14 protein-coding genes are annotated in these 15118 nt (G+C 27.5%); 13 read left to right on the forward strand and 1 reads right to left on the reverse strand.

Annotation, left to right across the window (positions count from 1 at the left end; genetic code table 11):
* The 11 genes from AC4FQ1_RS00005 to AC4FQ1_RS00055 form a co-directional block, all read left to right on the forward strand.
* Nucleotides 1-522: M20/M25/M40 family metallo-hydrolase (locus AC4FQ1_RS00005; protein ID WP_491168577.1), on the forward strand; the 522-nt coding region annotated here is incomplete at its 5' end.
* Nucleotides 523-671: 149 nt separating this feature from the next.
* On the forward strand, nucleotides 672-971 hold the full coding sequence (locus AC4FQ1_RS00010; protein ID WP_491168578.1) for a hypothetical protein: 300 nt from the start codon (nucleotides 672-674) through the stop codon (nucleotides 969-971).
* 25 nt (nucleotides 972-996) lie between these two features.
* Nucleotides 997-1278: a PQ-loop domain-containing transporter gene (locus AC4FQ1_RS00015; protein WP_491168579.1), complete on the forward strand. Its 282-nt coding sequence runs from the start codon at nucleotides 997-999 to the stop codon at nucleotides 1276-1278.
* 226 nt (nucleotides 1279-1504) lie between these two features.
* Nucleotides 1505-1750: a YgjV family protein gene (locus AC4FQ1_RS00020; protein WP_303129554.1), complete on the forward strand. Its 246-nt coding sequence runs from the start codon at nucleotides 1505-1507 to the stop codon at nucleotides 1748-1750.
* A 189-nt stretch (nucleotides 1751-1939) separates the two neighbouring features.
* On the forward strand, nucleotides 1940-4237 hold the full coding sequence (gene xdhA / locus AC4FQ1_RS00025) for a xanthine dehydrogenase molybdenum-binding subunit XdhA (RefSeq protein ID WP_491168580.1): 2298 nt from the start codon (nucleotides 1940-1942) through the stop codon (nucleotides 4235-4237).
* A gap of 13 nt (nucleotides 4238-4250) precedes the next feature.
* Nucleotides 4251-5123 carry a xanthine dehydrogenase FAD-binding subunit XdhB gene (gene xdhB, locus AC4FQ1_RS00030; protein ID WP_303129556.1) on the forward strand — a complete coding sequence of 291 codons (873 nt, stop codon included), beginning with the start codon at nucleotides 4251-4253 and terminating at the stop codon, nucleotides 5121-5123.
* Nucleotides 5124-5133: 10 nt separating this feature from the next.
* On the forward strand, nucleotides 5134-5619 hold the full coding sequence (xdhC, locus tag AC4FQ1_RS00035) for a xanthine dehydrogenase subunit XdhC (protein ID WP_303129557.1): 486 nt from the start codon (nucleotides 5134-5136) through the stop codon (nucleotides 5617-5619).
* A 30-nt stretch (nucleotides 5620-5649) separates the two neighbouring features.
* On the forward strand, nucleotides 5650-6450 hold the full coding sequence (locus AC4FQ1_RS00040) for an FAD binding domain-containing protein (protein ID WP_491168581.1): 801 nt from the start codon (nucleotides 5650-5652) through the stop codon (nucleotides 6448-6450).
* Nucleotides 6447-6905, forward strand: coding sequence for a (2Fe-2S)-binding protein (locus tag AC4FQ1_RS00045; RefSeq protein WP_303129559.1), 459 nt, complete (start codon nucleotides 6447-6449; stop codon nucleotides 6903-6905). The genes AC4FQ1_RS00040 and AC4FQ1_RS00045 overlap by 4 nt, the downstream gene beginning before the upstream one ends.
* Complete coding sequence (locus tag AC4FQ1_RS00050; RefSeq protein WP_303129560.1) at nucleotides 6906-9188, forward strand: xanthine dehydrogenase family protein molybdopterin-binding subunit; 2283 nt, start codon at nucleotides 6906-6908, stop codon at nucleotides 9186-9188.
* A gap of 101 nt (nucleotides 9189-9289) precedes the next feature.
* The gene (locus AC4FQ1_RS00055; RefSeq protein ID WP_303129561.1) at nucleotides 9290-9763 is read left to right on the forward strand and encodes a nucleoside deaminase; all 474 of its coding nucleotides are present in this window, start codon (nucleotides 9290-9292) and stop codon (nucleotides 9761-9763) included.
* Nucleotides 9764-9964: 201 nt separating this feature from the next.
* Here the strand turns inward: AC4FQ1_RS00055 and AC4FQ1_RS00060 are convergent, their stop codons facing one another.
* Nucleotides 9965-10315 carry a tRNA-binding protein gene (locus AC4FQ1_RS00060; protein ID WP_303129562.1) on the reverse strand — a complete coding sequence of 117 codons (351 nt, stop codon included), beginning with the start codon at nucleotides 10313-10315 and terminating at the stop codon, nucleotides 9965-9967.
* 350 nt (nucleotides 10316-10665) lie between these two features.
* On the opposite strand from AC4FQ1_RS00060, the gene AC4FQ1_RS00065 reads away from it, so the two are divergent.
* Nucleotides 10666-12843, forward strand: coding sequence for a DNA topoisomerase III (locus AC4FQ1_RS00065; RefSeq protein ID WP_491168582.1), 2178 nt, complete (start codon nucleotides 10666-10668; stop codon nucleotides 12841-12843).
* Nucleotides 12844-13103: 260 nt separating this feature from the next.
* On the forward strand, nucleotides 13104-15110 hold the full coding sequence (locus AC4FQ1_RS00070) for an FUSC family protein (RefSeq protein ID WP_491168583.1): 2007 nt from the start codon (nucleotides 13104-13106) through the stop codon (nucleotides 15108-15110).
* Nucleotides 15111-15118 lie beyond the last annotated feature (8 nt).

The following is a 15118-nucleotide window of genomic DNA, read 5'->3' on the forward strand; positions in this document are numbered from 1 at the left end:
GATCCATTCTTAGGAAAAGGAACAGTTACAGTATCACAAATATTCTATAACTCACCATCACGTTGTGCAGTAGCAGATATGTGTGCAATTTCATTAGACCGTCGTTTAACAGATGGAGAAACATACGAAAGTGCATTAGAAGAAGTTAGAAGCTTACCATTCGTTAAAAAATATGGAGCAGAAGTAACAATGTACAAATATGAAAGACCAAGTTGGACAAACTTAGTTTACCCAACAGATTGTTATTTCCCAACATGGGTAATTCCAGAAGATGCACCAGCAACAAAAGCTATGGTTGAAGCATATGAAGGAATGTATGGAACACCAAAAGTTGATAAATGGACATTCTCAACAAATGGAGTTTCAATAATGGGAAGATACGGAATACCATGTATAGGATTTGGACCAGGAAAAGAAGAAGAAGCACATGCTCCAAATGAAAAAACATGGAAAGCTGATTTAGTAAGATGTGCAGCAGTTTATGCAGCAGTACCAACAATTTATTGTAGAGATAATAAATAATTTTTATAAAATAATTTATAGATTAAATTTTAAAATAGCTAAGTTAAAAATTTAAAATAATTATTATAATAAAAATTTACTTTTGAAGGGAGGGACTTATTTCTAAAAGGGTTAACCTTTAAAGTAAAGGTTTTAGAAATAAGGGAGCTATGAGCGGTTTAATCAAATTTGGAACAGTTATGAATATAATAGGAGGTATATTAATTATATATTCATTCCTACCACAAATTTATACTCTTTTAAAAACTAAAAGCCCAGGTAATAACAGTATACAATATTGGGTAATTATGACTTTTGGAATAACATGTATATGTTTAAATCAATTTATATGTAATGTTCCAAAAGTACAATTAATAACTCAAAGTGTAAACGTTATATTTGCTGTTTTTAGCACTGTATTGATTGTTCATTTTAGTATAAAAGAAAAAAGAGAAAAAAATAAAAAGTAGATTATGTGGATAGGAGATGTTAAATATGCCTGATTTACAATTAGTAGGAAATATTGCTCAATTATTAGGAAGTATAACTTTAATATATTCATTTTTACCACAAATATATAAATTAATAAAATTAAAAAATGCTGATGGTATAAGTATTCAATATTGGACAATACTTACTATTGCAGTAGCTTGTATAGCTATAAATTTGACAATAAGCAAAGTAAATATATTTATTCAACTTACTCAATGGCTTAATGTTGTATTAGCTTGTATAGTATTATTTCTAGCAAGTAAGTATAAAAAACAAGTCGAATAAATTTAAAAATTAATAAAGCTTTGTATTTATAAATTAATTAAAGCATGAGCACATATAAAAAATAAATTAATTAATTTATTTTAAACTTAGATACACATTTAATTAACATATTGCTCGCAAAGTGTAGACATAATAAAAAATTAGAACCACATCTATTTATATATCTTAAAGAAATAAAATTTTAAGAAACATAATAAAAATATTATGAGGTGGAGGAATTTAAAATATGAATAGTACACTTGTTGAATGGATTGGTTATATAGCATCAGCTATGATAGTTGTATCATTAATTATGACATCTATAGTGAAACTTAGAATAATCAATACTATTGGATGCGTTTTATTTGTAATATATGGGATTATAGTAGGAGCTTATCCTATATCAGTATCAAATGGGCTTATAGCATTAATTAATTTATACAATTTATATAAATTGAAACATAAACCATTAGATGAGGGGAAATTAGCTTAAATTAAAAGTTAAATTAAAATATCTAATGTTTAAAAGGTAAATACAAAGATGAATCATTGGCCCCTTAATTAAATATTAAGGGGAATAATGATTTGTATAATACAAGGAATTTAAAGCAATTAATTAAATATAATGAGTATTATGAATAAATAAACTAATTATTTTAGTTACAGAAGGGATTGTAGAAAAATGGGTAAAGCTTATGATTTAATAGGTAAAAGTATAAATAGAGTTGATGCAGTAGCTAAAGTTACAGGAAAAGCTAAGTATTGTTCAGATTATTTTGAGAGGGATGCACTTGTTGGGATGGTTTTAAGAAGTCCTTATGCACATGCAAAGGTAAAAGATATTGATACTACTGAAGCTGAAAACTTAGAAGGCGTTGAAGCAGTATTAACATATAAAAATGTACCAAATACTAAATTTCCAACAGCAGGACATCCATATTCATTAGATCCAAGTCATAGAGATATAGAAGATTATCAATTACTTACAGATAAAGCACGTTTTGTTGGAGATTCTATTGCAGCTGTAATAGCTGTAGATGAGCTTACAGCAAAGAAAGCTTTGAAATTAATAAAAGTAGATTACGAAGTATTACCTTTTTTAGTAGATCAAGAGGAAGCTATAAAACCTGGAGCTCCAGTTATTCATGATGAAAGACCTAATAATATAGTTAGTGATTTTGGTATAACAGTCGGAGATCCGGATGAAGTTTTTAAAAATGCTGATAAAGTATATGGTGGACAATATGAAACTCAAATAGTTCAACATTGTCAAATGGAAATTCATAATGCAATGGCAAAGATTGATGAAAAAGGAAGAATGTTAGTTATTTCTTCAACACAGATACCACATATTGCAAGAAGAATAGTTGCAAAAGCTTGTAATTTACCTATTGGTAGAGTAAGAGTAATAAAGCCATATGTAGGTGGTGGCTTTGGTGGAAAGCAAGATGTTATAATTGAACCTTTAACAGCAGCAATGTCATTAGCTGTAGGAGGAAGACCAGTTAGATTTCAACTAGGTAGAGAAGAAGCAATTGTTGCAACTAGAACAAGACATTCAATGAGAGTTAATATAAAAGCAGCTATATCAAAAGATAATAAAATTGAAGGTTATGATATAGAGAATTTTGTAAATAATGGGGCTTATGCATCACATGGACATTCAATTGCAATGAGTGCAGGAAGTAAAATAAGACCTCTTTATAATATAAAAGCTGAAAAATATCGTCCAAAAACAATATATACAAATTTACCAGTAGCTGGTGCCATGAGAGCATATGGTATACCACAAATGTGTTTTGTTATTGAATCACTTGTAGATGATATATGTAAGGATTTAAATTTAGATCCTGTTGAATTTAGATTAAACAACTTTATAAAAGAAGGACATGTAGATCCAGATAATGGACTTGTTGTTCGTACATTTGGTTTACCTGAATGTGTAAAAAGAGGTAGAGAATTAATTGATTGGGATAGAAAGAGAGAGTTATATAAAAATCAAGATGGTCCTATAAGAAGAGGAGTTGGAATGGCAGTATTTAGTTATTTCTCAGGTACATGGCCAGTATCTCTTGAGGCTGCAGGAACAAGAATAGTAATGAATCAAGATGGTTCAGTTCAAGTTCAAGTTGGAGCTACAGAAATAGGACAAGGTAGTGATACAGTATTTAGTCAAATGGTTGCTGAAACAATAGGAATACCATTTGAAATGGTAACTTTAGTTTCAGAACAAGATACAGATGTTACTCCTTTTGATACAGGATCATATGCATCAAGACAGTCATTTATAGCAGGTCAAGCTGTTAAAAAAGCTGCATTAGAAGTTAAGAAAAAAGTTTTAGAAATTGCAAGCGATAAATGTGGTTTAGATGCAAGTCTTTTAGATATAGCTGATGCAAAAGTAATAGAAAAAGGAACAAAAAGAGAACTATATCCATTAGAAGAAATTGCACTTGAAGCATATTATAACAAAGTTAAATATGCACCTATAACAAGTGATTTAACTGTTAAGGTTCAAAATAATGCAATAGCTTATGGTGCAACTTTTGTTGAAGTTGAAGTTGATATAAGAACTGGAAAAATAAAAGTTTTAGATTTATATAATTTACATGATTCAGGAAAAATTTTAAATAAAAAGTTAGCAGAAGGACAAGTTCATGGTGGCGTAAGTATGGCTTTAGGATTTGCTTTATCTGAAAAATTCATAATAGATAAAGAAACTGGAGCAGTAATAAATAATAACTTGTTACATTATAAATTACCAACAATAATGGATACTCCAGAAATAAAATGTGAATTTGTAGATACTTATGATCCAACATCAAGTTTTGGTCAAAAATCACTAGGAGAAAATACAACAATTTCTCCAGCACCTGCAATTCGTAATGCAGTATTAAATGCAACTGGTGTAGCATTTAATAAATTACCAATGGATTCACAATCAGTATTTGAAAAATTTAAAGAAGTTGGACTTATATAGGAGGCGAAATAGTATGTATGATATAAATGAAATATTAGAACCTAAAACATTAGAAGAGGCATTAAATTTATTAGATGAAAAAGATAATTTAACAATAATAGCAGGAGGAACTGATGTACTTGTAAAGCTTCATGAAGAAAGATTCAAATCTTTAAATTTAATAAGTATAAGAGATATTGAAGGATTAAATGAAATAAAAATACTTGAAGATGAATCAATTGAAGTTGGAGCTATGGCAACTTTCTCAGACATATTTAGAAGTGAGATAATAAATAAACACATTCCAATTTTAGCAGAGGCTGCTGTATCAATGGGAGGTCCACAAATTAGAAATATGGCTACAATTGGTGGAAATATATGTAATGGAGCAGTATCAGGAGATAGTGCACCAACTGTTTTTGCTTTAAATAGCAAAGTTAAACTTAAATCAAAATCAGGTGAGAGAATACTGAGCGTAAAGGATTTCTATAAAGGACCTGGAATGACTAATATAAGAAAAGATGAAATATTAGTTAGTATAATTATAGAGAAGAAAGATTATGAAAATAAATATGGTAATTATATTAAATTTGCTAGTAGAAACGCTATGGATATAGCTCTTATGGGTGTTGCAGCACTTGTAGAAGTTAAAGATGGTAAGTTTGTTGATGTTAGAGTAGCATTAGGAGTGTCAGGGCCTGTTCCAATAAGATGTGAAATAGCTGAATGTGAAGCAAAAGGAATGGAAGTTAATGATGAAAACATGAAGTTGCTTGGAAAGTTAGCTTTAAAATCATCAAGAGCTATAGATTTCTGGAATGCATCTAAAGAATATAAAGAGCATTTAATAGATGAATTAACATATAGAGCAATAAAAGAATCAGTAGAAAGAGCAGCGAGAGGATAGGTGAATAATCATGGGTTTAAAAAGAAAAATATCATTTACAGTAAATGAAAGAAAATATGAATTAGAAATAGATGTTAGGGAATCTTTATCAGAAGTATTGAGAAGTAGATTACATTTAACAGGAGTAAAACAAGGATGTCTTGTTGGTGAATGTGGAGCATGTACTGTTTTAGTAAATGGTGTTCCAACAGATTCATGTATTTATTTAGCTGCTTGGGCAGACGGAAAAACAATAAAAACAGTTGAGGGACTTGAGAAAAATGGTAAGCTTTCAGATGTGCAAGAAGCATTCATTGAAGAAGGGGCTGTTCAATGTGGTTTCTGTACACCAGGTTTAGTTCTAACAACAACTGCTTTAGTTGATAGTGGAAAAGATTATACAGATGAAGAAATAAGAAGAGAAATATCAGGACATTTATGTAGATGTACAGGATATAATAAAATATTTAATGCAACTAAAAAAGCCATTTTAAGAAGAAAAAGACTAGAAAAATAAAATATAAGTTTATGTGATGGAGGGATTTGTTTGTTTACTATAAAAGAGTATGTAAGACCAAGCTCATTAGAAGAGGCTTATGAAATATTAAGCAAAAACAAGACAAACACTATTCTAGGAGGCCTTTTATGGCTTAAAATGGGAAAAAAGAATATAAATACAGCTATAGATTTATCAAGCTTAAATTTAAATAAAATAGAAGAAAAAGATGATGAATTTCATATTGGGTCTATGGTTACACTTAGAGATTTAGAATTAAACAAGGCTTTAAACGATGAATTTCAAGATATTTTTAAAGAATCTGTTAAACATATTGTTGGAGTTCAATTTAGAAATTTAGCAACAGTTGGAGGAAGTATATATTCAAGATTTGGTTTTTCAGATGTTTTAGCTGCATTTTTAACATTAGATAGTTATGTAGTTTCACATAAAAGAGGAATTATATCTTTAGAAGAATTTTCAAAGTTACCTTATGAAAAAGATATAATAGAAAAAATAATAGTTAAAAAGAATAAAAGTAAAAATATATATTTTACTCATAGGCTTTCAGAAACTGATTTACCAGTTTTAATAGTTTCATTAAGTAAAATAGGTGATAATTGGAAAATTGTAGTTGGTGGAAGACCTAATAGAGCTGAAATAGCTAAAGAAGCATCAAAAGTGTTATCAAATAATCCAACAAAAGAAGAAATAGAAATTGCTTGCGATAAAGTAGTTTCAGAGCTAGTATTTGGAAGTAATATGAGAGGATCTAAAGAGTATAGAGAAATTCTAGCTAAAGTATTCGTAAAAAGAGGTATACAAGAATTAATTGGAGGTAATTATGTATGATTACTAAAATTTGGATTAATAATAAACTTTATACTGATGACATAGAAGCCGATAAATTACTTATAGATTTTATTAGAGAAAAAGGATATTTAAGTGTAAAAAGAGGTTGTAATACATCAAATTGTGGATTATGTACTGTTTGGGCTGATGAAAAACCAATTTTATCATGTTCAACATTAGCTGTTAAAATGAATGGAAAACATATTTTTACATTAGAAGGCTTAAATGATCAAGTAAGTGAGTTTGCAAAATTCATGGCAGCTGAAGGTGCAGAACAGTGTGGATATTGTAGTCCAGGATTTATTATGAATGTATTAGCCATGAAAAAAGAATTAGTAAACCCTACAGAAGAAGAAATAAAAGAATATTTATCTGGAAATCTTTGTAGGTGTACAGGATACATGGGACAACTTAGAGCTATTAAGAAGTATTTAAATAGCAAGGAGGTTAAGTAAATGAAAATAGTAAATAAGAGCTATGCAAAAGTAGATTCTATGTCATTACTTACTGGAAAACCTGTTTATACTGAGGATATAGCACCAAGTAATCCTTTAATAGTTAAAGTTTTAAGGAGCCCACATGCACATGCTGAAATATTAGAAATAAAAAAAGATATTGCAATGAAGGTTCCAGGTATAGAGTGTATACTAACTTATGAAGATGTACCAAATAAAAGGTTTCAAATTGCAGGGCAGTCATATCCAGAGCCAGCTCCATATGATAGATTAATTTTGGAAAATAGAGTTAGGCATGTTGGAGATGCTGTTGCTATAGTAGCTGGAATTGATGAAAAATCAGTTGATAAAGCAATGAAATTAATTAAAGTAAAATATAAAAAGTTGAAAGCTATATTTGACCCAATAGAAGCTATAGATAATGATATAGTAATACATGATGAGGATGACTATTTTGTTCATTTTGATTTTGGAACAGACCAAAAGAGAAATATATGTGCATCAGGTAATATGAAAAAAGGTAACGTTGATGAGGTACTAAAAGAATGTGATATAGTTTTAGAGGAAACTTATAATACAAAAGCTAATGCACAAGCTATGATGGAAACAATGAGAGCTTTTACTCATTATGATTGTTACGGAAGATTAGTAGTTGTTAGTTCAACACAAATCCCTTTTCACTTAAGAAGAATTTTAGGAAGAGCATTAGATATACCAAAATCACAAATAAGAGTAATTAAACCACGTATTGGTGGAGGTTTTGGAGCTAAGCAAACATTATGTTGCGAAATATATCCTGCCATAGTTACATTAAAAACAGGGAAACCTGCAATGATAATTTATGATAGACAAGAAACATTTACTGCGTCATCTAGTAGACATGCGATGCAATTAAAAGTTAAGTTAGGAGCAAATAAAGATGGGGTAATAAAAGCACTTGATATTTCAGTTATTTCAAATACAGGTGCTTACGGAGAACAAGGACCTACAGTTGTAGAGTTAGTTGGAGTTAAGCCTTTAACAGTATACAATAGAGTAGAGGCATATAATTTTGATTATAAAGTTGTATATACTAATACAATGGCAGCTGGTGCATTTAGAGGTTATGGTGCAACTCAAGGATTCTTTGCTGTTGAATCTATAATAAATGAATTAGCAGCAAAGCTTAATATGGATCCTACTATAATAAGAGAAATAAATATGGTTAAAGAAGGAGAATATCTTCCTGCATATCATGGTGAAACTCTTAATAGTTGTGCTCTTGATAGGTGTTTAAAGAGGGCTAAAGAAATATTTAAGTGGGATGAAAAATATCCATATAAAGATATTGGAAATAATAAAGTAAGATCTGTAGGTGTAGCAATAACTATGCAAGGTTCAGGTATAGAAAATATAGATAAAGCTTCTGTTGAAATAAAATTAGGTGATGGAGGTTTTTATCAATTAATGCTCGCATCATCTGATATGGGTACAGGTTCTGATACTATATTTACTCAAATGGCAGCAGAATGTCTTGATTGCCCTATAGAAAATGTTACAGTAAGTGGTGTTGATACTGATATGTCACCATATGATGTTGGTTCTTACGCATCAAGTACAACTTATGTAACAGGAATGGCTGTAGTAAAAACTTGTGAGGAAATGAGAAAAAGAATTTGCATTGAGGGAGCAAAAGAATTAAATTTAACTCCAGAAGAAGTTGAGTTTGATGGAAAAACAATAAAAGCTTTAGATGGAAGCAAAGAAATTTCTTTAGAAGAACTTTCTGAAAGATTAATTGTAGGGGATAGACAATTTATTGTTGTTTCTGTATCACATTCAAGTCCAGTTTCACCACCACCATTTATGGTTGGATTGGTTGAAGTTGAAATTGATAAAGAAACAGGAAAAACATCAGTAGTTGATTATGTTTCAGTAGTTGATTGTGGAACAGTAATAAATCCAGCACTTGCAAGAATACAAGCAGAAGGTGGAATAGTGCAAGGTATTGGTATGGCATTACTTGAAGATATAAACTATGACAAGAATGGTAGAATGATTAATGATACTTTTATGCAATATAAGTTACCAACTAGATTAGATGTTGGTAATGTAAGAGTAGAATTTGAAAGTAGTTATGAACCAACGGGTCCATTTGGAGCTAAATCAATAGGTGAAATTGTTATTAATACACCAGCTCCAGCAATAGCAAATGCTATATATAATGGAATGGGAGTTAATATTAGAGACTTACCTATGACAGCTGAGAAAATATTAATGGCTAGCTTAAAGAAAGATGCATAAAATTATTAGCCATATTTTAAAAATAAATTATTATAAGTATAATATTAATATGTAAATAATTTAATAATTAATATAATAATTAAGATAAAGAGGGTATGAATATGGAAAAAGATAAGATAATGAATTTATGTGTTGAAAGTTGCATGGATGGAATGAAGCATCACGAAGGAGGTCCATTTGGTGCAGCAATAGTTAAGGATGGAAAAATTATAGCTGTGGCTCATAATACTGTAATTAAAGATAATGATCCTACTGCTCATGGTGAAGTAAACGTTATAAGAAAAGCTTGTAAAGAACTTAATACTTTTGACTTAAGTGGATGTGAATTATATACAACATCAGAACCTTGTCCTATGTGTATGTCAGCTATTATTTGGGCTAATATATCAAAAGTGTATTATGGATGCACAGTTCAAGATGCTAGAGATATTGGCTTTAGAGATGAGCATATATTAAAGTTTTTAAAAGAAGATTGTAATGATAAAAAAATAATAGATTTGGAAGCTTTAGATAAAAGTGAATGTTTAAAAGCTTTTGAATATTGGACAAAGGATAATTTAAGAACAGATTATTAGTAAAAGTTTTAATTAAATACCTAATAAGTAATTTTTAAAAATTACTTATTAGGTTATTTTTTATTGATATTATATTAAAATGTGTATCATGGAAAACTAAAAAGGTTTTAGTTAATTGTTATTTTTATTAATACTATATAATATTATTTTAAAATATTTTTATATAACATTAAATAATATTTTTTAATGTTATGTTAAGTTCTAACCAACTCTTGTTCCATTAGGAACTGGTTTTTCAGGTTGTGCTAAAACGGGGGTAATTCCATCAGCATATCCAATATCAAAAAGCATACCTTCTGAAATTTCACCTGCCATTTTCTTTGGAGGTAAATTAACTATAAATAGTGCTTGTTGACCTTCGATTTCCTTAGGATTTTCTCTTTCGCCTTTCATTCCTACTAATATAGTTCTTTCAAATTCACCAAAATTAACAGTTAGTTTAACTAATTTTTTTGATTTTTCAATATCCTCAACTAATTTTATTGTTCCAACTCTAATATCAATTTTATCAATTATGTCCATATTAATATTTTCTTTAACAGAAGCTGTCATAATATCTCCTCCTTTTTAAATAATTAATAATTATAAAATAATAAAAAATTATGCTACAAGTTTATATTAAATTATTCCTTGTTTTAGGATTATTATAACATTAATTACAAAATATTCAAATATTTAAAAAGAATTTATATTTAAAAAAGTGCAATAAATAATTTTGTTGTAGAATTTTAAAATATCTGTATTTAGTAAAATTTTTTGTTATTAAGAAAAGTATAATGATAATTAAAAATTTTGTATTAATTGTTATTTAGTTTATAATGAAATAATAAGAATTAAATATTAAGTTATCATGTTAAATAGTGTAGAAAATAACTTTTTAATATAGATTGAAAGGAATTTATATGAGTAAAATATTAGTTTTAGCAGAAAAACCTTCAGTAGGAAGAGAACTTGGAAGAGTTTTAAAATGTAATAAAAAGGGGAATGGATATTTAGAAGGAGAAAAGTATATAGTAACATGGGCATTAGGACATCTAGTAACTTTAGATGCACCAGAAGGATATAATCCAGCATGGAAAGCATGGAATATGGAAACATTGCCAATGCTTCCAAAGCATATGAAGCTTACGGTTATAAAAGGTAGTGGAAAGCAATTTAAAATTGTTAAAGAGCAAATGTATAGAAAAGATGTAGGAGAAATTGTAATAGCGACAGATGCAGGACGTGAAGGAGAGCTTGTTGCAAGATGGATAATTGAAAAAGCTCATGTTAAAAAGCCTCTCAAGAGACTTTGGATATCATCTCAGACAGATAAGGCTATAAAAGATGGATTTAAAAATTTAAAAGATGGAAAAGAATATGATAATCTTTTTCATGCTGCAGAATGTAGGGCAGAAGCTGATTGGCTTGTTGGACTTAATGTAACAAGAGCTTTAACTTGCAAGCATAATGCTCAGCTTTCAGCAGGTAGAGTACAATCACCAACTTTAGCTATGATAGTACAAAGAGAAGAGGAAATTAAAAATTTTAAACCAAAGGAATATTACACAATAGATATAAAAACAAATAAATGTAATTTTACTTGGGTAAATAAAGATAATAATTCAAGAATATTTAATGCTGATTTTAAAGATAAAGTATCATTAAAAATAAAAAATGGTGAAATAAAAATAGTTGATATTAAAGAAGCTAATAAAAAGACTTATTCACCAAAGCTTTATGATTTAACAGAGCTTCAAAGAGATTGTAATAAAATTTATGGATATTCTGCAAAGCAAACATTAAATATAATGCAAAGACTTTATGAAAATCATAAACTTTTAACTTATCCACGAACAGATTCAAGATATATATCAGGAGATATAGTATCTACTATTCCAGATAGACTTAAAGGAATAGCATTTGGAGAATATAGAGCTATAGCAACAGAGCTTTTAAAGGGTAAAATAAAAGCAAATAAAAGTTTTGTTGATGATAGTAAGGTATCAGACCACCATGCTATAATTCCAACAGAGGAAAAGAGTAATTTAGCAAATTTAAGTTCAGATGAAAGACATGTATATGATTTAGTTGTTAAAAGATTTTTATCAGTATTATTACCTCCATTTGAATATATTCAAACAACTCTTGAAGGAGAGATAAATGGAGAAAAAGTTATAGCAAAAGGAAAAGTAATTAAATCAAAAGGGTGGAAAAAGGTATTTGATAGAGAAGATGAGGATGATAAAGAGGATATAAAAGAACAAGAGCTTCCAAAAATAAATAAAGGTGATAGCTTAAAAATTTTAGATGTTAAAGTTAAAGTTTCTGAAACTAAGGCACCAGCAAGATTTAATGAGGGAACTCTTTTATCAGCAATGGAAAATCCACAAAAATATATACAAGTTGATAAAGCTTCTTCTAAAACTTTAGGAGAAACAGGTGGACTTGGTACTGTTGCAACAAGAGCAGATATAATTGAAAAATTATTTAATTCATTTGTTATAGAGAAGAAGGGGAAAGAAATTTACCCAACATCAAAAGGAAAACAGCTTATAGAACTTGTACCAAGTGAACTTAAATCACCACTTCTTACAGCAAAGTGGGAGGCTGCTTTAGATAGAATTTCAAAAGGAAAAGAAGATCCAAAGAAGTTTACAAAGGAAATGAGAAATTATTCAATAGCTCTTGTGGAAGCAGTAAAACAAGAAAATTCAAAATTTCATCATGATAATTTAACTGGTAAAAAGTGTCCAGAATGCGGTAAGTATATGCTTGAAGTTAAAGGAAAGCAAGGAAAGATGTATGTATGTCAAGATAGAGAATGTGGTCATAGAGAAAATATAGCAAGACTTACAAATGCAAGATGTCCTGAGTGTAAAAAGAGATTAGAACTTAGAGGGGCTGGTGAAGGGAAAATATATGTTTGCCCAGGAGAAAATTGTAATTTTAGAGAAAAAGAATCAGTATTTAAGAAAAGATTTAATAAAAATGATAAAGTGAATAAAAGAGAAGTAAATAAAATAATGAAGAAGATGCAAAAGGAAGCACAAGAGGATATAAACAATCCATTTGCAGCACTTTTAAAAGACTTTAAATAAAATAAAGCCTACTATTTTTATAGATAGTGGGCTTTTTTATTTTATAAATACATTTTTATATTATATTTTATTATTTAAATATATAAAGAAAATAACTATTTATATATATGATAAATGTTAGAAAATCTTTTTATACAATATATAAATTTAATAATTAACTTAATATATATAATGTTACATTTTATTAAATGAATGGTTGAATTATAAAAAAATATATTTATAATTTCTAAATAATAAATATATTTTTGGAGTGATAAAGTATGCAAAAAGTTTTGAAGAATGAATACTTTTTAAAAACTATAATATTTATTCTTGGAGTTATAGTTTTTCTTTCTTACTGGTTCTTTCTTGGAAATATAAATGCATTTGTAGGTGTTGCAGTAGTTAAAGGAGCATTAACTTTATTGAATAAAGATTTAACTGCTAATCCAATAAAAAATTCATTAATATTTTTAGTGGCTTTTTTATATATAGGTATATTTTCTTATATTGCTACTTTTAATATATTTTTAGGGTTATTTATAAACTTTTTTGCATTATTTTTTATTACATATAATTTTGTTTCAGACTTAATAATGTCTATTTGGATTCCTTTTGTTCTTGGATATTTATATCTTTTAGTTAAACCAGTTAATTACTTTTATGAATTTAAAGAAAGATTGATTGCATTAGCTGTTGGTTCATTATTTATAATAGTTAGCCAATTAATTTTAAATAAAGATAAGTCAAAAGACAAAATAAAGTCTAATTTTATATTGCTATTAGATAGTATTTTAAATGAAATAAGCACTTTAAAAAATGAAGATATTTTAGAAACTAAAAGATTAAAAGCAAATAAGGAAGATAGATTAGAAAATAAAAATTTAAAGGTAACTACATATTTAGATAGTATAGTAGCTACTATTTATAATAGAAGAACTTCCTTTTTTTATATTGATGATAATGACAGTATTCTTTTGAATTTATCAGTTTGCTTAGAACGATTAAGTAATTCTATAAATAAAATTAAATTAACTAATTGTAGTAAAGAAGAAGAATTTTTAAGTGATTTAGTAAATCTAATAAATGAAATGAAAATTTATATAAAAAAAGATAATTATTATTCAAAATTTACTATTGATATAGAAAGTTTTTCAAATAAGTATTCTAAATATTTTAAAGATAATTATTCGTTTTATGATATATTACAAAATATTGAAATGCTTAAATTTTCCCTAACAAATTTAATTGATTTAAAGAACAAAAAGAGGGTTAAAATAAAAAATGTATTTTCATCATTTAATAAATTTAAAATAAAAAATATTTTTAAATATAATTTTAGAAAATCAATTAAATTTACATATGCTTTTAGATTATCTTTCCTTTTATCTGTATCTTATTTTATTGTAGAATTATTTAAAATTCCAGAAGGTAAATGGATTACTTTTACTATATTTACAGTAGTACAACCTTATATAGAAGATAGTCAAAAGAGATTCACTAAAAGATTTAAAGGAACTATTGTTGGTATAATAATATTTAGCTTAATAGATATATTTGTAGGAAGTTTTTATTTGGAAGTATTTATATTTGCTATATTTTATTATATTTATTCTATACAATTAGATTTTACTATAAAAACTATATGTACAACTACAGTTAGTTTAGGAGTATTTTCTATTATAACTAATGCACCAGTAAGCGGGGATTTTTATAGATTTATTTTTATGGTTATTGGTATACTTGTAGGGTATATTGGAAGCAAATATATATTTCCTTACAGCTTAAAAGATTCTATAGATATGTTAAGTAAGCAATACTATAAAATTAGTTTAAATATGGTATATAAATGGTGCAAAGAGAAAATAAATGCTAAATTGACAACTTATATAGATGAACAGGTTTTGCTTTCTAAACTATTTGAAAGTAAAATAATAATTAATAATAGTACATATAAATTAAAATGTGTTAATGAATTTGTATATAATCAAAGATTTTTAAATAATGATATGTATTATCTTTATTTTTATATTTTTAAAAATAAAATAAAAAGTAATATTATTGAAGACTTTAAGTTTAATTTAAGTAAGGCTTATAGCTTTAATAATAATGAGTTAATTTTAGATTTAGATGAAGTTATGAATTTAGAAAAGTATATAAAAGGTAAATTTAGCTCTGTTGTAGATGAGAAAGATAAGTTAGTATTTATTACTATATATAGAATATTATCTAGGTTAGAAAAATCTAAAAAGTTAATTGATGAAATAGATAATACAATAATTATATAAAATGGGGG

The organism is Clostridium sp. TJA020, assembly GCF_058310295.1.

Excerpts from the sequence above, each read along its gene's own strand:
- xdhB (WP_303129556.1), top strand. The coding sequence starts at position 4,251 with ATGTATGATATAAATGAAATATTAGAACCTAAAACATTAGAAGAGGCA.
- AC4FQ1_RS00015 (WP_491168579.1), top strand. The coding sequence starts at position 997 with ATGCCTGATTTACAATTAGTAGGAAATATTGCTCAATTATTAGGAAGT.
- AC4FQ1_RS00065 (WP_491168582.1), top strand. The coding sequence starts at position 10,666 with ATGAGTAAAATATTAGTTTTAGCAGAAAAACCTTCAGTAGGAAGAGAA.
- AC4FQ1_RS00010 (WP_491168578.1), top strand. The coding sequence starts at position 672 with ATGAGCGGTTTAATCAAATTTGGAACAGTTATGAATATAATAGGAGGT.
- xdhA (WP_491168580.1), top strand. The coding sequence starts at position 1,940 with ATGGGTAAAGCTTATGATTTAATAGGTAAAAGTATAAATAGAGTTGAT.
- xdhC (WP_303129557.1), top strand. The coding sequence starts at position 5,134 with ATGGGTTTAAAAAGAAAAATATCATTTACAGTAAATGAAAGAAAATAT.
- AC4FQ1_RS00045 (WP_303129559.1), top strand. The coding sequence starts at position 6,447 with ATGATTACTAAAATTTGGATTAATAATAAACTTTATACTGATGACATA.
- AC4FQ1_RS00060 (WP_303129562.1), bottom strand. The coding sequence starts at position 10,315 with ATGACAGCTTCTGTTAAAGAAAATATTAATATGGACATAATTGATAAA.
- AC4FQ1_RS00020 (WP_303129554.1), top strand. The coding sequence starts at position 1,505 with ATGAATAGTACACTTGTTGAATGGATTGGTTATATAGCATCAGCTATG.
- AC4FQ1_RS00070 (WP_491168583.1), top strand. The coding sequence starts at position 13,104 with ATGCAAAAAGTTTTGAAGAATGAATACTTTTTAAAAACTATAATATTT.
- AC4FQ1_RS00050 (WP_303129560.1), top strand. The coding sequence starts at position 6,906 with ATGAAAATAGTAAATAAGAGCTATGCAAAAGTAGATTCTATGTCATTA.
- AC4FQ1_RS00055 (WP_303129561.1), top strand. The coding sequence starts at position 9,290 with ATGGAAAAAGATAAGATAATGAATTTATGTGTTGAAAGTTGCATGGAT.